The following is a 16,929-nucleotide window of genomic DNA, read 5'->3' as shown; positions in this document are numbered from 1 at the left end:
TCGTAAATTGCGGATCGCCCTTCGTAAAGGTTAGCGTTACATGCGGCGCAGACGGAGGCCGGCTTAGCGGTCAAAGCGCGCCTCGACTGGCGTAATGAGTTCGACTTTAAGAAAATATCCATGCACTGTATCCACGATGGACCCACCAGATGCTTGTTTGAGGACTTCGATAATATCCCCGTTTGCCACACGTCCAGCACACTGATTGTCTACTACTCTCGCGATATCACCTTTCTTATACTCGCCAACCTTGCGTCCGATCTTCGCCCACTTCGCTTCTTCGACTTGCTGGCGTTCGATCTCGGCGACTTCCTCTTCGGATAAAATTTCGAGCTGATCCGGCGTTGCATAGCCGAAGCGCTCGGCATCGCCCACGATTCGAATACGTTTACCCTCAGGATGATCGAAGTTATTATATCCAACCTCGTAAATCTTACCGTTCTCAAACCCGCGTAAAGGGTACGGTCCGCCGCCTGAAAGCAACCGCACTTTAGCGCCTCTTTTGAATTTAGCGCGTGCTGCTGCGTCTTTAGCTTCGGCAACTTCTTCGTCAGTGGCGCGTACAACTTCCGATGCAGCGACGTACCAAACTTCTCCGTCTAAGAGACGTCGCGCTTCAAAATTCGGGTTGTTTCCCGCCTCAATTAACTCGATTATGTCATCGGTATCAAACAGGTGGCCGAATTCCTCACGGACCACCTTCGCATAATCACCGACCTTCAGGCGCTCAGGCTTCGGCTCAGCTTCTGCGGTTACGGCGCTTACTTTGCGGTAGAATACGAAGTCACGGTTACTAGCGTCATACTCGTCTCCATCATCGTCAGTGATCCAAGGATCTCTATAACTATCGAATCGAACAATTTCGTAATATTCCTCATCGGTTAAGTAGTCCGGAGGATCATCGAACTTAACGTAATCGCCCACATTCGCCTCATCTGCGTCAATCCGTACGTACCCCGCTTCACCCTTCAACTTAGCCACGTCGGATTTTAACGATTCGATTTCGCCTTCCGCGGAGCTGACGCGTTCTTCTAAGGACGGATCGGTGCTAGCGGATACTTTGCAGAAGAGTACGTAATCGTCGTCATCTCTAAACCGCTCATCATCCACGTCGTCCAAGAATCTAACGTCGTCCGCATGGTCGGCATCCTCCGTAATTTTGTAGAAAGCGCCATAGGTAATGTCGTAACCGCCTTTGTCGGCCAGTACCAAATCGCCCATCTTCGGTAAACCTTCCGCCTTCACATATTCCGCACCGCCATACGAAACCTTCGTAATTTCACCGTTCACCATATCGAGTGTCTTAACGCCGTTTAATTTCGCCATTTATACCGCCTCCGATTCGTTAATTTTCGTAAGATCTACGTCTTCACGTCGAAAGTTCAAATCCATCCGTACCCACCGCTTGCCGTCCTTCGACTGCGGCCCCCAATACTCGGTAAGCTCGCGATTCTCGAACATCCACACGGTAGGTACCGGACCACGGCCGATAAGCACGCCGATAAAGTAATCGACTTCATCGAGCTTATATGGTGTCCGGTCGCTTTTCCGCGCCTGAACGATGAGGCTGCCGCGCTTCTTTCGATCATAAATCGTCTTCACCTGAAACGTTTTCCACTCGCCACTCAACGGACACTTTGCGCTAATATCGAACGCTTCTTCCGTTTCGGACGTACTGACCGCCTGCCAGCCGCTAGCCAGCAGCGCAGCACGTGCGATCAGTTCCGAATACTTGCCGGTATCTTCTGCTTTATGCGCCATATAAGCGCCTCCTTTTCGTTTGGTTGGTACGTGATTAGAACGGTAATTCTTCGTCGCTAGGCTTCCAAGGCTCAGGTTCGTTAGAGTCTGTCGCACTGCCGCCCTCTAACGGAGGCAATACAGATTTCTTAACACCGTCTTTCGCTTCGTGTAGCAGCTTAACAATGTCGCTTTCTTCACGAAAGTTTGCGAGCTCTTCGTACTTGTAATCGATGCCGATAAATGCTTTTGCTTCTTCAATGACTTCGTCAGGGAGATCACCCGTTTCCAACGAGTACGTTTTATCTGCCTGTTTAAAGTGAACCGCCTGACCTACGAGTGTGTAATCCGGAAGGATCTTCTTCGCAGGTTTCTCGGCCTTGTCATAGTCGTCGATTAAATTGTTCGCGTGGAACTCAGCGATATCAATTACGCGATAGGTTTTATATTTCGGATCGTAGACCGGAATCATAAAAAACATCTTACGTTGCGCTCCAGCTTTGCACGAAATGCATTCATCCTTACCGGGACGGAAATACTGCTGTAATTCTTCCGTGCCTACTTTATCGTGTGGAGAGTGCAGGCATGTGTGTTTGCGGAATTTGTGATCATAACCTTTCCCCGTGTATTCTTTATTTTCGTGAACAAAGTAGATGTACCAATCGTCAGGCTGCGCGAGAATGACTAAGTTGCGGCCGTCTTTGTTGATTTCTCCATAGCTTCCAACGCGAACATATCGCGTAACACCTTCCGGGAATTCACTTTCGCCACTTGACGCTTTATCCCGTTCCTCTTCACGTTTCTTTAAGATATCTCGAATGCTCATTCGTTTTCCCCCTACGTTTTTATTAAGGCTTTTCGCCCTCGCAAAATGCCGGTATCTGCGCCCGAAACGCCGCCAGCGCTTGGCAGTAGCGACGCGACACGGATTACCTAACGGCCGCCCCGGCATTCTCCGAGGACGCGACGCGCCTAGCATGCGTCGTCTTCGCCAATTTGCGTCCACATGCCGAAAAGTATTAATCCGATGATGACGGCGGCAATCGGTCCCACCCACGAAAGATCAGACATACGCCGCAACTCCTTTCGCCGCTTTTGTAAGCCTGCGTTTTAATTCGAAGGATTCAGCGGGTAATTCGTCAATCCGCATCTGAACCGCATTGATTCGCGCTTGGTACGCCATCTTCTTCGCTTTTGAACGCGTTCGTTTAAGCTCGGCCGTCAGGTGCGCTATTTCTTCGTGAAGTTCCGCGGCATAATTTTCGTTATTTTGAACCGCAGCCTCTACGCTTTGTTTCATCGTGTAATACGCTTCGTTGATAAATCGGATCGCCGTATTCTTTTCGGAAGGATGAACGGTCAGTACATGATCGCTATTCAGCGCGAAGAGTATAATGACTCCTTTTCCGCCGTACATTCGCGCTTCCTTACCGTTAGAATCTACGGTGATCCCGAGATACTTTACGTGCTGAAGCTTTTGCGCAATCCATTTACGCGCTACGTGTAAATTCGTAATATTGTAACGTTCCTTCAGGCGCTTGCGTGCGTGGTGCGAAAACTTGACCTGACCGGCGGTAATCATCCGACGCGCACCGCCTTAATCGATGTAGCCGGGAAATAGTCGGCCGGATCTTCGTCGTGCGGCCATGCGCCTTGGTAAATGAAATCGGTTAGTTTGCGCTCATCTAGCGCTAAAAGCGTTTGAGATTCGTTAAATGTGGGTAAATTCGATGTATGCATAGTACGTTAGCCTCCGTTATTTTAAGGATAATCGCACTAGGCCGAGGACATGTTCGCATAATTGTTCTCTTGAATTCGTTGACAATATGCAATACAATGAGGACGTAGCGAAAGTCCTTCGGGCCTAGCTGCGACAGAAATATTAAGCTGTTAATTCGCGTTGACAGTTTGATCGGAATCGTTGGATAAACTTTCGATGGGACGGAGCATTTCCTCCAAAACGTTGCGCCAACAACGTGGAAACTTCCGTATCGTTTGTACATCCGCGAGTCCAAGTATCGAGAATAAGTTTTTTTCTTTCGTCGTCCTGCGCCAACAGGGCGACTTTTTCTTTAAGCAAAACCGCGTCCTCAACACTCGCCAAAGTGTCTTCCGGCTCCCAAACGGTTCCTTCTTCGTTAATTGCTTCGATTGCGATTTCGTCCCTAGATCGTCTATTCTTCACAAATCTATGCCGGGTTTCGCGAATAATGCGCTGTATCAACGCCTTTTTTTCGCGTCCATTTTCCGCAAGATTTTCTAACGTCCTTCCGATCGCTTGATAGCACTCCTGCTCAAAGGAGGTAAAATCCGGAATTAGATGGGCGATTCGTTCCGCTTCCTTAGTTACGTAGGGAATCGCACCACTGTCGGCTGCTAACTGAAGTCTATTAAATTGTTTTTGTTCCAATTTGATATCTCCTTTCGCCTTACACTTATATAACGGGTAGGCAGTAAATGATTTTGCGACATTTCTTTTTAAAAACTTTTTATTAATTTCTTCTATGACCATATCGTACCAAAAATTCGTTTGTTTTTTCGGAAAGTTGCGATATTTATATTATGGAAATTTAGTCAACTTCTTGTATAGACAAAAAGAAAAGAGCCCGAAGGCTCTGCTTGTATTATCAACCTCCGGGGCGAAGTTCAGCTGTTCCGAAGGTCTTATCACTGCTTGCGTATTCAAACCCTTTAAGCTGTCCGGCTGCTGAAAAAAACGCTGCGATCACTAAAACACTCAATAAAATCTTCTTCAAAATAAAACATCTCCTTTTTGTTGTGTTTGTAACTACTCAATGTTTCTAATAAATAAGGGTGTATGCCTGTGGAGAGTAGATCTGAAGCTATAAGCGCTGAAATAAAGAAGTTTGACTTATATAAGAATTTACGATGGCCTTCAAGAAGATTATCAACACCCCCTTTTTCATAGATCTTTAAGCACTCATAAAAACTGTCTCCTTCTTCTAAATAAACCACCTCCTCTAAAGTTTCAAGGTATTTACTTAACTTTTGTGTATCACTTCTATACTGATACGCTTTTGCCATTACTAAGTTATTATAAGAGTCATTTATGAGATAATCTACACCAGTTAGTCGCATTAGAGAATAACTTTTTTCAAAATATTTAATTGACTCGTCTGGATTATGAAGTAATTTGGTCATTCCTAGAAGATAGGTGGCATCTGCTTTTAATTTTGGAGATATATTAGCTTGTAGTATGATATTCGCGTAATGTGCCGCCCCTTTAAGATTATTTAATTTGAGATATGTGGGAGCTATCATTTCCGCAAACCTATGAATATAACACTCCTTTATAAATAGCTCTCTTTTATCATTCATTTTATTTATGCTTCTTCCAATTTCCATCGCCTCAGAAATCACGAGGAAGTACTCCCCCAAACTGTAATTTCCATAACACTTGTAAATTCCAGCTAGTATGTGAAGCTCTTTATCTTTTGAAGCCTTGAATTCGTTCATTTCTTGAATCATCTCTTTAATCGATATTTTCATATCCATATAATTTAATATAGTACGATACATAGAAACATACGATTTTAGATGATATTTCCCCTTATGTTCATTAATTAAGTGTTCAAGTAGCTTAGTGTTTCTGGTTATCGCAGCATACTCAAATGCTTGTTTAACCATCTCTTTAGAGGTATCGTCTAACTGTATGCACCAGCTCGAAATCTTACTGTCTGGATCTTTTGGAAATAATAAGTGCGCCATAACTACTAATGCCCTAAAGCCGATCGTGCCATCTTTTTTAAATTTTGTCATCGATGATTTATCAACACGTAGTTCTTTTGCTATCTGAGAATACTTTATATCATGGTCCTCGATGAAGTCACAAAGTTCTCGTCTTATCGCCTCCAATTTTGGAGAGCCCCCTTTCTGCCGTTTCTTGAATTATTTTCAATTTAGAGTATAATTGAATCATACGATAAATGTTCAGCAGTGTCTACATTTTTTGTTCAGTAGTGCCGACATTTTTTAAAAGGAGTATTTAAAATGGTTGATTTTTCGCCCTTATACCAGACTTTAAAAGAAAGAGGACTAAAGCCTAGTCACCTAAGAAAATGCATTTCTCCTGACACACAGGCAAGTATTAAGAAGCAGCACATGACTAAAAACGCTACTATGTACATAGGTACGATCGATGTTATATGCCAATTTCTCGAGGTTCCTATCGAGAAGGTTGTTCGAATTGTACCTGACGATGTGGAAAATTAAACGGAAATAGTCTATAATTTCCTCCGTGACACCTTATCTGATGTAGTACGGAGGTGTTTATTACGTTTAAGGTCGGCAAATGTCGGATACCCGAACTATGCAAGAAACGCGGAATCAGTCTCAGTCAACTCGCAGCAATGGTCGGAGTATCAAAAACGCAAATGTCCGATTACGTCAGCCTTCGGAACCTGCCGAGCATCGAACGAACCTACAATATCGCAATGATGCTCGGTTGCGCGCCCGAAGATCTGTACGAATGGATTGAGGTATCCGACAGCAACACGGAGGGTTAATACAACCTCCGCCGACCTAAAGTACGGGAATTCCCGAACATAAACGTAAAGTATTTCTTACGACCTCCGCACGATCATACACGTCTTGCAACGCTTCTGTACCGCGCTTTATAAGTAGTTCATCAGCGTCTTTCACCTCCGTAATATAACCGTGCGCAAGCCGCACCTTTCCGCTCAAATAACGCTCAATCTCCCGCCGTAACTTTTCGCCAGCTTTGTCGTTATCTGTAACCACCGTTAAATATTCGATAGGTGACTGCGCAATTATGTCCGCCTTCTGTAAATTAAATGTGCTGCCTCCGGTTCCGATCGCCGGTACACCCGCAGACCGCCACGCCATGGCATCGATTTCCGCCTCGCATATCACCGCGCTTTTAATCCGCTGCGCATATACGAGATCCATTCCGTAAACTAAATACCGGATAGGCAAGCCGCCTTTTACGTACCAGAACGCCTTCCCCTTCGTTGCCCTATACTTAACGTTTGCCAGCCGGCCGTTAGGAAGCCGCCAAGGGATCGCGACTGCGTTACCGGCAAGTGATACGCCGGCCTCTTCTTGTACTGCGGTCGCAATGCCCCGGCCCGTCAGGTAAGCGTTAGCCCCTGGCGCCGTGTCCGCGAGGACCGATTCCGCTAAAGGCTCCGGCTTCGTGACGGCTTTTAATTTCGGGAGCCGCAGCGCCATACGTCCGCCTTCAGCCGCCGGTGCATACGTTTCCAATAAGTAATCGATTGCGTCGTCTTCGGTTTCGCCGCGCAGGAAAGCGAGCAGTTTAACGAACCCGCCCCGCGCAAACTCTTCGTCATAGGCGCCTGAGTCGCCCCAATAGCCGGCTTTTGCCGACACTGTGTCTTCGAGGTATACGTAAAAGCTCGGAGTCCGATCGTATCTGAATGGACTGGCGGCCAGCAGGCGTTCGCCGCCCCACGTCGGCCGGGTCCAGTCGAATTGTTCGAGTTCATACCGAATGTCGACGTCTACAGAACGTCCACCCAAATTTAATATCGGCAATTCGAGACACTTCCTTTCGAGACTTGTAAATTATATTACGACATTGTTACGAAAATTACAGTCGCAATTTGTCGAAACTATTCAAAAATTTAGATGTAATTGTTGACAATATCATCCGGTAAATTCCAAACGATCTAAAACTCGAACACGTCCGCAGCCCCGGCGCCCATTTCCGGCTGTTTTACTACGCCGATTTGCGGCAAATAGATGATCTCTGCGACTTCCCCTTCGCCGCCGTCGCGCCCTTTGTTCAATCCGATCAAGCCGCGGCCTTCTTTCGCGTTCGTATCAACTGCGATCAATAACGCAGCATCTTCGAGCAGGGCTTTCGTTTTCTTGACGTCCTTACGCTGCGGCAGCTTAAGCTCGCGCGCTCCGTCTTCCGTTTCTTTCTCGTCATCCTCATCTGCCTGTGTGAGCGCAAAGATCGTCGTTTTCGTATGCCCGGCCAGACGGCGCAGTTTTTGCGAAGTATTAGCCGCGTCTCCGCCTGCCGTCTTTGACGTATTGGCTTCGTAGTCGAGGTAATAAAACGGATCTACAAGCACGACGTCGGCTTTCGTTTCGATAATGTCCGATTTTAGATCGCGCAGGGTTCTTGAGCCGAAGTCTTCGTCGTCGACAGCTCGCACCGTAATGTTTCCCGGAATGATTTCGTTAAGACGATCAAGGAATTCCATAAAACCCGCCTCGAACTCGTCGGATAGTTTGCCCTGACGTACGTCGCGAGAATTGAAGCCGGCTTCCATATCGACGCCGTCCAAAGTCGCAGTCGTAACGCCCATGGTTCCGGAAATCGATACGTACAGACGCACCAACACTTCGTACCAGCCCATTTCCATCGACCAAATCAGAACGTTCGCCCCCTGCATCGCACAGTTAGTGACCTCTTCTAACGATACGGCCGATTTACCCCGGCCCGACTTTCCGTAGATCACGTACACGTTCGACGAAACGTAGCCGCCCATTGCCTTATTAACAAAATCGAATTTGCTGCGCCAGATCCGAAAGGACTCGCCGGCCTTACGGTTTTCATATTCCGCTTTAAACTTGTCGATGTCCCGTTTGATATCCGTCCCGACCGAATTTCGAACGCTTGTTCTCATTTTAAGACTTTCGGCCTGCCCCGTCAACCACTCGAAGAATTTTCCCATATCTCCGCTTTTTTGCGCTTCAATAAATCGTTTTTCGAGCTGCGGCTCCTGAACTTGGCGATTGGTTTCCGGATCAATACGTCCGTTCATCAGCTCGATAAATTCGCGCTCGGCTGCCCGGTCCTTGAGGTTTTTCGCAAGGTAATCGTAACTGGCTTCGATATTAAAATCCGGCTGGAATTCCGGTACCTCATTCGCAACCATCTCGGCAGTCGGCGCTTGGCCTCGGTGTTTCTCCGCGTAATCCATAACGTACCGGAAGGCCTTGCGTTCGCCCTGCGTTTGGAAGTCGGCTTCGGAAACATTGAAGCGCAGAAGGGCGTTCGGATCGTTCGCTTCGATGGCTTTCGATATTAGCAAAGTTCCATACTGCATCAAGATCTCCTCCGTTTCTTTTCTTGAATTTTGATGTTACGTTCATATACAAACTTTGGAAGCGGAAACAGAAGTCCTGTTCTTTCTCTCCACAGTTCAATAGAACTTCTCTGGTCAGCCTTACCCTCTACTAAATCCCTTGGGTTTTCATAGCACCACGTCACGTACTTTTCGAATTCACTAGGCGTTAAACCGTTTATTAATGCCAGATCACTGGCAACGTTATCGAATTTTTTCTGAGCCTCCTCACATAAAGATTTAGCCCACTCAAAAGGATTAATAGCGCCTTTATAACTATTAAGATCTCTGCTCAGAAAGACTAAATTTCCAACATACGTTCCACCGTGCCCCACGCCTATCGCGATGAAGTGATCTACGACAACATCTTCCTTAGTGCCGCTTATCTGACAGGATATAATTTTTTTCGATCTTTCTTCAAATGTTTTAACCCTAATCTTCATTGGCAGGGATCGCTCTAAGCCATTTCTTATTTCTCTTTTTCGGGCTATCACATTCTTATTTCTTCTGTAATGATCTTTTCGGTAGTTTGGATTACGTTTATAAAAAGCTCTTGAGATAGGTTTAATACATTCTTTGCACCTAGAGACCCTGCCCATAAAACCGTTATTCTGACGCGAAAAAGATTCAAGAGACTTCATCTCTTTACATGCGTTGCAAATCCTACAAACACAAGCGACTCCATCCGTGTCGACATAAATAATCACTTTAGGAGTCCTACCTCTCATTCGCTCGCCTCCCGTCTCAATTTCGCCATTACACCGTCAGCCTTCGCTTTATACTCCACATCCCCAAACGTCTCGTATAGGCGCATGTTATCGTTGTATTCGTCCAGCAACTCGTCAGTCTTCCGTTTGCGTTTCGCAACTTCCTGCGCACTTAATACCCGCGCCGTCTTCGGCGTTTCCATCGGCCCTTTCGCCCTCCCAACCGCCTCCTTTTTCGCGTAGCCTATTCCGAAAGAATAATCATCCGCAAAATGAAACGCCGCGCCCGACGGCTCCGGATAATTCGTCTCGTCGTACTCTAAAAGGTAATCTTCCGCGAACTGTTTCCGACATACTAGCCGCAGATCCGTTTCGAACGCGTCGAGGAATTCACCGTTTATGGCGTCGGTCAGCTCGAACTCGACGTATTCACTTACGCCCCACTCATCGGTTTCCTTTACTTCGCGCCAAGCCTCGACGTAGAATATCCGATTTTCGTACCCGGCAACCGAGACGATATCTCCGAAGGTGAATTCCGTTTTCATCTACGCATCCCCCTTTTCGATTCGCCTACGAATTCAATCTCGCGGCATAGGTCGCCCACCCGATCGGCAAGACGTCGCTCACCGAATACTTGCCAAAGCTGATCGAGCGCAATGTTGCTCGTGTAGATCGTCGGTAGCTGATTCGTTATTCTTGCGTTAATAACGGTATGCAAATCGCCGCGGAAGCCGTCCGTTGCATCGCGTACCCCTATATCGTCCAGCACGGCAAATGGCGCCTTCTTTGCGGCCTCAAGCGCGCGATAGTACCGGGCCGCCGCCGGCTCTGCGACTGAATCCGGAACACGCGGACGGTTGAATTCGTTATAGTCGTTCTGCCACGCATTTACGTCGAGGAAATACGCCGGCCGCTGCAACGGATCGAGGCCACGCCGCAGGGAGCCGCTATAATGGACGCGCAGCCATTCGTTAAGAAGTGCGGCGGCCGTCGTCGTCTTTCCGGTGCCCGGCGATTCGCTGAACAGATATAGGTCTTTGATGCGGTCGGCCGGCGCAACCGGTCCGCTCTGTTCGAACTGCCGCGCAAAGGATGCCGCATAAGCCTCGGCCGCCTTATAAGCTTCGGATTGGTCAGCGCGAGCCGGCGAATTCTTCAGCGTGACAAGCCGGTACTCTTTCGGAAGCCCTGCCGCCGCTGATCGTCCTCCTCCGCCCGATGCGCCGTGCATCGCGATAAAATGCGTACAGTGCCGCGTACATGCGTCGGTCCCGGCCGCTTTACATCCGTCAGCGAGTACGCAAGTATTTTCGTTAGTCATATTCGCGGACCTCCTTCCGATCAATTCGTTTTCTTATCGTTCTCTCATGCTTCGAGCGCATCCGCTTATCTGCACCCTTTACCCGGGGTTCCGGATACATTGCGTCGTAAGTCCAATCGTACCCGCTATACTTTTTAAACACCGTTGTTTTCAAGCGTCTATGGTACGTCACTCACGCGCCTCCTTTCGTTAATTCTTTCGCAGGGTAAACTCCGCTCTAACCTTCTGATCCCACGAGTTACATATGAATTTTCCGCCAGTAGCCGTGTAACCCTTTCGATTTAACCACTCGACCATAGCTTCGACTATTTCCGCCTGACTCATCGTATATTTTACGTTCATTCGCACACCTCTTCGCGTGAGTCGTCGATAATCGTTAGGTCAGCGTTATCTATAAAATCGTAACCTCCGCCGACATATCGGTATTTACCATCCGCAATTTCTCTAATCTTTGCTTCGTAACTGTCATCGCCGAGTTCGCCTTCACGGCATAACTGGTAGTAGTAATCCGCGTACTTGCCGCGAACAACGTCCCCCACACGAACCTCAGTCGGCTGCGGAGCGTTCAAGTATTCGTCTGGCACCGTCAGGCCTAGCGCACGTCTTAGCGCGATCGCACGACCAATATGAACGTTGAAGCAGTCGGACGGTGCGGCTTTGGCGATTCCTCGCGCTACGATTTGACCATCCGCTATCCACCGTAAAATTGTGACTACGGTTCTTTTCTCGCAATTTACGATAAATTCCGCTTTCGTATTCCGTCCATAAGCGTAGTAGTAACCGTATTTATTCGCCAGTTTCTCAACGTCCGCTTTCGCCTGCTCAACGATTTCATCACGGCGTGCTTGGGTATTAATAGACGTCTTCATTTTCGCCAACTTTCGCTGAACTTGTTTAGCCGCTTGAAATCCTTCTTGAAATGTGCGCTTTTTAATCGCCTCCATTACCGCATCACCATGCGCTAGTAACTCATCGTATCCCATTGCGTTCAAATCGATTTTCATTTCGTCAGCCTCCTCGTTTTTAACTTCGCTATTGACGATGACTTCGTATTCTTTGTGCCATAGCGTCATAAATTCGTTTTCATCTACTCGTACGCCGGTTTCTCCGGATTCTCTTACGGTAAATACATCGCCCACTAGATACTTACCTTTCGTATTAGTCGGTGCAGTTAATAGCACACGCTCACCAACCGCCGCCTTCCGCTTTTCTGTGACGATGAGTTCTGCGTCTTCTTTTAATACATTCACGGAATGTAAGATATACTCGTTTTCATTTTCGTCGATTACGGTAAACACTCTTCCGATATAGACAGAGTAAGCTAGATCGGAACTTTTCGCCTTCTTAATCCGCACATATTTTTTCGTTACCATTCCGCAATCCCTCCTCGTTAATTTACGTCAAAACCACGTATTATCTACGCCTTCATTGCGTTCGGCTCTTTGCTGTTCGGCTGCCAGACCGCTCGCCGCCCTCTGTAAATTTCGCCCCATGAACGTCTGCATAAATCCGAAGCTCAAGCCCGGATATTCAAGCGACGGTTTATATTCCGCGAAGCACAGATCGATGAAGCGCTTCGTTAATTCCGGCCCATACACGCCTGGCTTGCGTTTAGTGCCGACCCATCGTCCGAGCATGCCCGCTTCGGCTTGGTAGCCACGAAAAGGTACGTACGGGACACCGTAGAGCCGTTCGTGCTCCGCTTTGAGGTACGCCTGGAAATCGCGCGTGTTCCACTTGGCGACCGGCTTTGATTCATACGTTGTCATCTTCGTCACTTCCTTCGTACTTATATTCACGTAGTACATCCGTTAAGGAAATAGAACCTATCGAACCACTTCCGATGAATCTTCGTAATTGTTCTTTTCGGTCGGCTTTCGGAGGAGCGTAACACGCGGCTTTTAATTCCGCCTCAAGCTCCGCAATGTGATCGAGTAGCGCTGGAATGTCTTGGCGTGCGTTTGCGATGAAGTCTGCGTATACATCTCCGCTAGTCATACAAACCGAATGAACTTCACAAGATCCCGGTGGATATTCGTAGGACACGTCTGTTCTATCCGAAACAAACCACCGCGCATCCCCAACCGCTTCCGCGCGCTTACGGATTTCTTCGAGCTGTTCCTTATTCAACCGATTCATACTTAACGCCAACCTTTCGTTTTATTTTCGTAAGATTTCCGCCCTTTACCGCAAATTTATAACGTCCGTGTCCGTGAACCTTAACGAAGTAATATCCGCTATTTAAGAATCTCCACGGCCTTGAATCTACACGTCCGTTTATTATTACGCCGCCCTTTGCGATTAACTCGGACGCTTCTTTATACGACGTACCGATCAACCGGACAACGGCGCGATCCAGGCGGAGCATCAATCGTTCACTCCTTCGATTTTGATTCCGAGAAGGTTTAACGTCTCTTTTACCGCAGCCCTTGCGGATTCACATGCCACTTCGATAAACGGATCGTCTGAGTCGCAATAGTCCGACCACAGACTTTCGTAATACTCCCGCAACTTTTCCTCCGGCGTCTTTTTGACTTCGTATCCGTTGACCAATGCGGCCGCAAGCGTTAGAATGTCTAGTTTCGCAAGCTTACCGCCTATAACCTCGTCACAAGCCGCCTCAAGGATATGTATATCGAGATCGCCGGATCGACGATACGCTTCTAATTCCTTCGCCTGTTCCTTCGTGATTGTCGGCTTCATTTTAGCGCCTCCTTTGCGTGTAAATTAATTTCATATAACGCAGTAACCGGAACCAAATCGACGCTTTCTTCGGGCAACTGCGACTTTATTTCGATCACCCTCAACGCCGCCGTCAACCGCTCATTCTCGCCAATCAAATCCGCCACAGCACAACGCAATCGTTTAACTTCTTCTGTCATGTTTTCGCCGCCTCTCCGCCGTTTTATCGTCTACCCTACCGAATACCCTCGACCGTCAGTAACGCCGCTAATTCGCCGCGGAATTCCCGTATTAATCGTGCTAATTCCGCCAGCGATGTCGCATCCGAAGACCTCAACCGTCGGTTCATTACGTCCATCAGCGCGCGTTCGACCGTCGAGTGAAACGCTACCTCGCGCCACTTTTCCTGCGGCGTTGGGTCGGCGTCCGGATTTTCGGCGAGTCGCTTCGCCCAGTTCGGCGCTTTCGTCGGGTCGCTGAAGTAGCGCTCCTTTACGATGATATTGCGTTCGTCTGACGTGAGTTGATAATCGGGTGATACCGGAATGTTAATCGTCATGGTTATCGTTACTCCTTTCGTTATTTAATAAGACATAGCAATCGTTCGCTTTCGCTCACTCTTGCAGATAATATTTATCGCGATAAGATTCTATTAATTAATAAGTATCTGCGCGAAAGGTTTTTAATTGAGCGCTATTATTTATCTAGTTATTAATGGCTCTAGTTAAAAGATGGTTCTAGTTAGTGTAAAGTCGAGCCGTGTATGGGTCCGCCGTGTATGGCTCGGCGTCACATGGCTACGTAAGCTCCTCCGTATCTCCATCGAATATCGCGAGCTGGCTGATCGGCATGATCGTATATCTTGCGTTATCCCATCGCTGCGTCTTCGGGTCCCGCGCCTTCTGCTTTACGACTAACGGCCGCTCTTGCCACCGATATTCGCACAGCGCTTTGATCCGCCTGTTCGCCGCAGCCCGACTGAGATTTAGCGCGCTGGCTATCTGATCTTGCGTCGGGTAACATTCGCCATTAGCGTTCATGAACGAAGACAGTACGCAAAGAGTCTGCCAACGCTCCGCCCCGATATCCGCTATAAGGCCTTTCTTGACGGCGTCGACGTACATCTTAACGAAGATGCGCGTTTCGGCCTTGCCGGACGTGACGTTGTATTCCGATTGAGATTCGACGGATACGAGACGCTGATGTTCGTCGGTCATTCGTAATCACCCCGTCTAGGATATTCTCTGCAGCGAAAACAGTTTTTCTATGGCAGCTTTAATATCTGTAAAATCATTGAACAACCTCTCAGCATACCCGTTTCTGCATTTTCGCTTTTCAAAACGGAAAGTTATTTCTCGACTGACTTCGCCCGCAGGATAATAGGCTACCCTTCTCGTTTCCGGATCTGTAATCGCAAAAATGTCTACATCGTCTTTTGTATAGTGCAGTTTTTTATATGGGTTACGTGGGCTTGCTGATTTTCTAATGTCCGCTACTAGAACCTTGTCATCTTTCCGCTTTCCTGTTTTAACCTGTATTTTGAAATTTTCGTTCCCAATTTGCGCAACCAAATCGTACTCTAAATCTGGCTGGCTTGGATTTAAAACGACAATCCCTTGGAAAAGAAGATCTGATTCAACTAGTCTTTCTGATGCGTACCCGATCATTCCTCTGCTATTCATGCGGATATCTCCTTCGATACACTTCGTATAATCTGTGGAAGCTCTCGATAATCATCAAAGAACAGCCGACCATTTTCTCCAACGAATCCGTTTTTGCAGGGTGTATCTGTGTATCTCAACGTAATGCTTCGTTTGTGTGTAATACTCCGCCAATCAATATACGCGATCTTATTTGTTGCGAAATCATATAACGCTAAAACATCGAAATCGTCTTTTGTGTAGAAACGACAGGCTGCACTTGATCGCGTTAGATCGAATTTAACTTTTTCGAGGTCTTCGGAGCGAGCACTTTTCACTTGAATGCGCACAAGATTTCCGTTTTGAATTACCGCAATATCACACTCCGTATTGTCTATCTCCGGTTCAAATGGTACGTAATTCTTCATAAGTAAATCACCCTTTACGAAAAGTTCGGCTGCGGCTCCGTTGATTCTCATTTGTGGTAACATTCGAATTCCTCCTCTGTGTGTGTGTCGCTATCTCCCCGGCTTAACATCTGTTTGCCTTACACTTCTATAACGGGTAGGCTACCATCAATTTTGCGACATGTATTACGAAACTTTTTCGTCCGTCATTTATAACTGCGAATCCTCTCCGGAAAATGGACAAAAAAATAACCCCGCCTAAAAGACGAGGTTAAAATAACTTTTCTACTGGACTGAATTTTTTATGCGCATCCATAACATCCCTGCTGAAAAGATTCACGTAATTCCGAACCATATCAAGACTTGAATGCCCAAGTACGGCTTGAAGTGCGAATACATCTGCGCCGTTTTGAACAGACATCTTTGCAAAGGTGTGTCGGAATGTATGTGGAGAACACCGAACATTCTTAATATTTGCCATACGGCCATACTTAGAAAGTCGATTCTGAACCTGTCGTGTTGTTAGTGGGGTATTGTCTATCGTAACAAATAAAGCGTCATTTGGTACATCTCCGCGTATCTGAACGTACTTTCTTAGCCGTGTTTTAACAGTCGATTGAATCGGTACGAGACGTTCTTTATAACCCTTCCCATTAATCAATATTTGCGAATCCTCCCAACGGATATCTTTGACGCTTATATCAGTCAGTTCTCGTACACGCACACCAGTTTCGATGAGTAATAACATGATTGTATAATCACGAAAGCCTGTAAACGTTCCCTGATCCGGTTGCCGTAGAATATCTCGAAGTTGCTCACGGCTGAACGTCTCAATTACCTCTTTCTTCTGTTTAACCAACGAAAGTTCTTTCGCAGGATTATCGCCTATCATACGGTTCTTTTCGAGGAAATTAAAGAACGCCCTAATAGCGCGAAGCCTCGTATTGATCGAGGTCTCTTTCCTTCCTAGTTTATCCATCATGTACACAATAACGTTCTCTTTCAATATCGGTAGCGTTATTTTTTCAGGTCTAGTCGATACGCCCTGCTGCTCGAGCATCGAGCGAAATGACAGTAGTTCGTTCCGGTAATACTTAAGCGTATGTTCCGAAAGATTCTTAATTTTACATTCTCGTATGAATGCGTTGTATGCCGTTTCAAAATCGGTTAGTTCAATTTCGGGCTTGTCCGTCTCCGGGACTGCCGCTATTATATTTGACCGCCTAGCCAACCGCATCGCCTCCGTTTTGTGTTAAATAAACGTAATCGTACGAATGCGAACGCAAAAAAGCCACCTACATTGCGTAGATCGCCCGTCATATTAGCGTTTATGTCACCGGAATGTAT

24 protein-coding genes are annotated in these 16,929 nt (G+C 47.1%); 1 reads left to right on the top strand and 23 read right to left on the bottom strand.

From position 1 onward, the window contains the following. Positions 1–63 precede the first annotated feature (63 nt). The 6 genes from BAMF_RS40465 to BAMF_RS25110 form a co-directional block, all read right to left on the bottom strand. Positions 64–1,326, bottom strand: a complete 1,263-nt coding sequence (locus tag BAMF_RS40465; protein WP_013351523.1) for a hypothetical protein — start codon at positions 1,324–1,326, stop codon at positions 64–66. After that, entirely contained in the window at positions 1,327–1,761 is a 435-nt protein-coding gene (locus tag BAMF_RS25130) for a hypothetical protein (protein WP_033575316.1), read from the bottom strand. 34 nt (positions 1,762–1,795) lie between these two features. Further along, a complete protein-coding gene (locus BAMF_RS25125; protein WP_013351521.1) occupies positions 1,796–2,566 on the bottom strand; it encodes a hypothetical protein in 771 nt (256 codons plus the stop codon). Positions 2,567–2,803: 237 nt separating this feature from the next. Beyond that, complete coding sequence (locus BAMF_RS25120) at positions 2,804–3,322, bottom strand: hypothetical protein (protein ID WP_013351520.1); 519 nt, start codon at positions 3,320–3,322, stop codon at positions 2,804–2,806. A 300-nt stretch (positions 3,323–3,622) separates the two neighbouring features. Then, the gene (locus BAMF_RS25115; protein ID WP_025851639.1) at positions 3,623–4,150 is read right to left on the bottom strand and encodes a hypothetical protein; all 528 of its coding nucleotides are present in this window, start codon (positions 4,148–4,150) and stop codon (positions 3,623–3,625) included. A 281-nt stretch (positions 4,151–4,431) separates the two neighbouring features. Beyond that, the gene (locus BAMF_RS25110) at positions 4,432–5,616 is read right to left on the bottom strand and encodes an AimR family lysis-lysogeny pheromone receptor (RefSeq protein WP_013351518.1); all 1,185 of its coding nucleotides are present in this window, start codon (positions 5,614–5,616) and stop codon (positions 4,432–4,434) included. A 410-nt stretch (positions 5,617–6,026) separates the two neighbouring features. Here BAMF_RS25110 and BAMF_RS40605 point away from each other — a divergent pair, with 410 nt between their 5' ends. Then, positions 6,027–6,266 carry a helix-turn-helix domain-containing protein gene (locus BAMF_RS40605; RefSeq protein ID WP_013351517.1) on the top strand — a complete coding sequence of 80 codons (240 nt, stop codon included), beginning with the start codon at positions 6,027–6,029 and terminating at the stop codon, positions 6,264–6,266. A 16-nt stretch (positions 6,267–6,282) separates the two neighbouring features. Here the strand turns inward: BAMF_RS40605 and BAMF_RS25100 are convergent, their stop codons facing one another. The 17 genes from BAMF_RS25100 to BAMF_RS25020 all read right to left on the bottom strand — a co-directional run bounded on the left by BAMF_RS25100 (position 6,283) and on the right by BAMF_RS25020 (position 16,819). Then, the gene (locus BAMF_RS25100; RefSeq protein ID WP_013351516.1) at positions 6,283–7,278 is read right to left on the bottom strand and encodes a toprim domain-containing protein; all 996 of its coding nucleotides are present in this window, start codon (positions 7,276–7,278) and stop codon (positions 6,283–6,285) included. 134 nt (positions 7,279–7,412) lie between these two features. After that, entirely contained in the window at positions 7,413–8,807 is a 1,395-nt protein-coding gene (locus BAMF_RS25095; protein ID WP_013351515.1) for a DnaB-like helicase C-terminal domain-containing protein, read from the bottom strand. After that, the gene (locus BAMF_RS25090; RefSeq protein WP_013351514.1) at positions 8,807–9,553 is read right to left on the bottom strand and encodes a hypothetical protein; all 747 of its coding nucleotides are present in this window, start codon (positions 9,551–9,553) and stop codon (positions 8,807–8,809) included. Before BAMF_RS25090 ends, BAMF_RS25095 begins: the two co-directional genes overlap by 1 nt. Further along, positions 9,550–10,077, bottom strand: a complete 528-nt coding sequence (locus BAMF_RS25085) for a hypothetical protein (protein ID WP_013351513.1) — start codon at positions 10,075–10,077, stop codon at positions 9,550–9,552. The genes BAMF_RS25090 and BAMF_RS25085 overlap by 4 nt, the downstream gene beginning before the upstream one ends. Next, positions 10,074–10,853: a P-loop NTPase family protein gene (locus tag BAMF_RS25080; protein ID WP_013351512.1), complete on the bottom strand. Its 780-nt coding sequence runs from the start codon at positions 10,851–10,853 to the stop codon at positions 10,074–10,076. The genes BAMF_RS25085 and BAMF_RS25080 overlap by 4 nt, the downstream gene beginning before the upstream one ends. Continuing rightward, on the bottom strand, positions 10,846–11,025 hold the full coding sequence (locus BAMF_RS25075) for a hypothetical protein (protein ID WP_041056591.1): 180 nt from the start codon (positions 11,023–11,025) through the stop codon (positions 10,846–10,848). Before BAMF_RS25075 ends, BAMF_RS25080 begins: the two co-directional genes overlap by 8 nt. Positions 11,026–11,191: 166 nt before the next feature. Beyond that, positions 11,192–12,226, bottom strand: a complete 1,035-nt coding sequence (locus BAMF_RS41785) for a hypothetical protein (protein ID WP_013351511.1) — start codon at positions 12,224–12,226, stop codon at positions 11,192–11,194. Between the two features lie 27 nt (positions 12,227–12,253). Continuing rightward, a complete protein-coding gene (locus BAMF_RS25065; RefSeq protein ID WP_013351510.1) occupies positions 12,254–12,661 on the bottom strand; it encodes a hypothetical protein in 408 nt (135 codons plus the stop codon). Further along, on the bottom strand, positions 12,609–12,851 hold the full coding sequence (locus tag BAMF_RS41165; protein WP_127721081.1) for a hypothetical protein: 243 nt from the start codon (positions 12,849–12,851) through the stop codon (positions 12,609–12,611). Before BAMF_RS41165 ends, BAMF_RS25065 begins: the two co-directional genes overlap by 53 nt. Before the next feature lie 124 nt (positions 12,852–12,975). After that, positions 12,976–13,221: a hypothetical protein gene (locus tag BAMF_RS25055; RefSeq protein WP_041481621.1), complete on the bottom strand. Its 246-nt coding sequence runs from the start codon at positions 13,219–13,221 to the stop codon at positions 12,976–12,978. Beyond that, positions 13,221–13,556 (bottom strand): hypothetical protein, encoded by a 336-nt coding sequence (locus BAMF_RS25050; protein WP_013351508.1) that lies wholly within the window; start codon positions 13,554–13,556, stop codon positions 13,221–13,223. The genes BAMF_RS25055 and BAMF_RS25050 overlap by 1 nt, the downstream gene beginning before the upstream one ends. Beyond that, positions 13,553–13,735 carry a hypothetical protein gene (locus BAMF_RS25045; RefSeq protein WP_232502498.1) on the bottom strand — a complete coding sequence of 61 codons (183 nt, stop codon included), beginning with the start codon at positions 13,733–13,735 and terminating at the stop codon, positions 13,553–13,555. The genes BAMF_RS25050 and BAMF_RS25045 overlap by 4 nt, the downstream gene beginning before the upstream one ends. Positions 13,736–13,770: 35 nt before the next feature. After that, a complete protein-coding gene (locus BAMF_RS25040; protein ID WP_013351507.1) occupies positions 13,771–14,094 on the bottom strand; it encodes a hypothetical protein in 324 nt (107 codons plus the stop codon). Positions 14,095–14,332: 238 nt separating this feature from the next. Continuing rightward, positions 14,333–14,752 carry a helix-turn-helix domain-containing protein gene (locus BAMF_RS25035; protein ID WP_041481620.1) on the bottom strand — a complete coding sequence of 140 codons (420 nt, stop codon included), beginning with the start codon at positions 14,750–14,752 and terminating at the stop codon, positions 14,333–14,335. A gap of 15 nt (positions 14,753–14,767) precedes the next feature. Next, positions 14,768–15,217, bottom strand: coding sequence for a group I intron-associated PD-(D/E)XK endonuclease (locus BAMF_RS25030; RefSeq protein WP_013351506.1), 450 nt, complete (start codon positions 15,215–15,217; stop codon positions 14,768–14,770). Beyond that, positions 15,214–15,666, bottom strand: coding sequence for a group I intron-associated PD-(D/E)XK endonuclease (locus tag BAMF_RS25025; protein WP_029974764.1), 453 nt, complete (start codon positions 15,664–15,666; stop codon positions 15,214–15,216). Before BAMF_RS25025 ends, BAMF_RS25030 begins: the two co-directional genes overlap by 4 nt. A 187-nt stretch (positions 15,667–15,853) precedes the next feature. Next, the gene (locus BAMF_RS25020; RefSeq protein ID WP_013351505.1) at positions 15,854–16,819 is read right to left on the bottom strand and encodes a tyrosine-type recombinase/integrase; all 966 of its coding nucleotides are present in this window, start codon (positions 16,817–16,819) and stop codon (positions 15,854–15,856) included. Positions 16,820–16,929 lie beyond the last annotated feature (110 nt).

The sequence above is a fragment of the Bacillus amyloliquefaciens DSM 7 = ATCC 23350 genome, from assembly GCF_000196735.1.
GTDB classification, from domain to species: Bacteria; Bacillota; Bacilli; order Bacillales; family Bacillaceae; genus Bacillus; species Bacillus amyloliquefaciens.
This window is presented reverse-complemented; position numbering and strand designations above follow the sequence as displayed.

What these genes read in the sequence shown, in the direction of transcription:
- BAMF_RS40465 (WP_013351523.1), bottom strand. Translation starts at nt 1,326, where the DNA reads ATGGCGAAATTAAACGGCGTTAAGACACTCGATATGGTGAACGGTGAA.
- BAMF_RS25130 (WP_033575316.1), bottom strand. Translation starts at nt 1,761, where the DNA reads ATGGCGCATAAAGCAGAAGATACCGGCAAGTATTCGGAACTGATCGCA.
- BAMF_RS25125 (WP_013351521.1), bottom strand. Translation starts at nt 2,566, where the DNA reads ATGAGCATTCGAGATATCTTAAAGAAACGTGAAGAGGAACGGGATAAA.
- BAMF_RS25120 (WP_013351520.1), bottom strand. Translation starts at nt 3,322, where the DNA reads ATGATTACCGCCGGTCAGGTCAAGTTTTCGCACCACGCACGCAAGCGC.
- BAMF_RS25095 (WP_013351515.1), bottom strand. Translation starts at nt 8,807, where the DNA reads ATGCAGTATGGAACTTTGCTAATATCGAAAGCCATCGAAGCGAACGAT.
- BAMF_RS25090 (WP_013351514.1), bottom strand. Translation starts at nt 9,553, where the DNA reads ATGAGAGGTAGGACTCCTAAAGTGATTATTTATGTCGACACGGATGGA.
- BAMF_RS25085 (WP_013351513.1), bottom strand. Translation starts at nt 10,077, where the DNA reads ATGAAAACGGAATTCACCTTCGGAGATATCGTCTCGGTTGCCGGGTAC.
- BAMF_RS25080 (WP_013351512.1), bottom strand. Translation starts at nt 10,853, where the DNA reads ATGACTAACGAAAATACTTGCGTACTCGCTGACGGATGTAAAGCGGCC.
- BAMF_RS41785 (WP_013351511.1), bottom strand. Translation starts at nt 12,226, where the DNA reads ATGGTAACGAAAAAATATGTGCGGATTAAGAAGGCGAAAAGTTCCGAT.
- BAMF_RS25065 (WP_013351510.1), bottom strand. Translation starts at nt 12,661, where the DNA reads ATGTACTACGTGAATATAAGTACGAAGGAAGTGACGAAGATGACAACG.
- BAMF_RS41165 (WP_127721081.1), bottom strand. Translation starts at nt 12,851, where the DNA reads ATGACTAGCGGAGATGTATACGCAGACTTCATCGCAAACGCACGCCAA.
- BAMF_RS25055 (WP_041481621.1), bottom strand. Translation starts at nt 13,221, where the DNA reads ATGCTCCGCCTGGATCGCGCCGTTGTCCGGTTGATCGGTACGTCGTAT.
- BAMF_RS25050 (WP_013351508.1), bottom strand. Translation starts at nt 13,556, where the DNA reads ATGAAGCCGACAATCACGAAGGAACAGGCGAAGGAATTAGAAGCGTAT.
- BAMF_RS25045 (WP_232502498.1), bottom strand. Translation starts at nt 13,735, where the DNA reads ATGACAGAAGAAGTTAAACGATTGCGTTGTGCTGTGGCGGATTTGATT.
- BAMF_RS25040 (WP_013351507.1), bottom strand. Translation starts at nt 14,094, where the DNA reads ATGACGATTAACATTCCGGTATCACCCGATTATCAACTCACGTCAGAC.
- BAMF_RS25035 (WP_041481620.1), bottom strand. Translation starts at nt 14,752, where the DNA reads ATGACCGACGAACATCAGCGTCTCGTATCCGTCGAATCTCAATCGGAA.
- BAMF_RS25030 (WP_013351506.1), bottom strand. Translation starts at nt 15,217, where the DNA reads ATGAATAGCAGAGGAATGATCGGGTACGCATCAGAAAGACTAGTTGAA.
- BAMF_RS25025 (WP_029974764.1), bottom strand. Translation starts at nt 15,666, where the DNA reads ATGTTACCACAAATGAGAATCAACGGAGCCGCAGCCGAACTTTTCGTA.
- BAMF_RS25020 (WP_013351505.1), bottom strand. Translation starts at nt 16,819, where the DNA reads ATGCGGTTGGCTAGGCGGTCAAATATAATAGCGGCAGTCCCGGAGACG.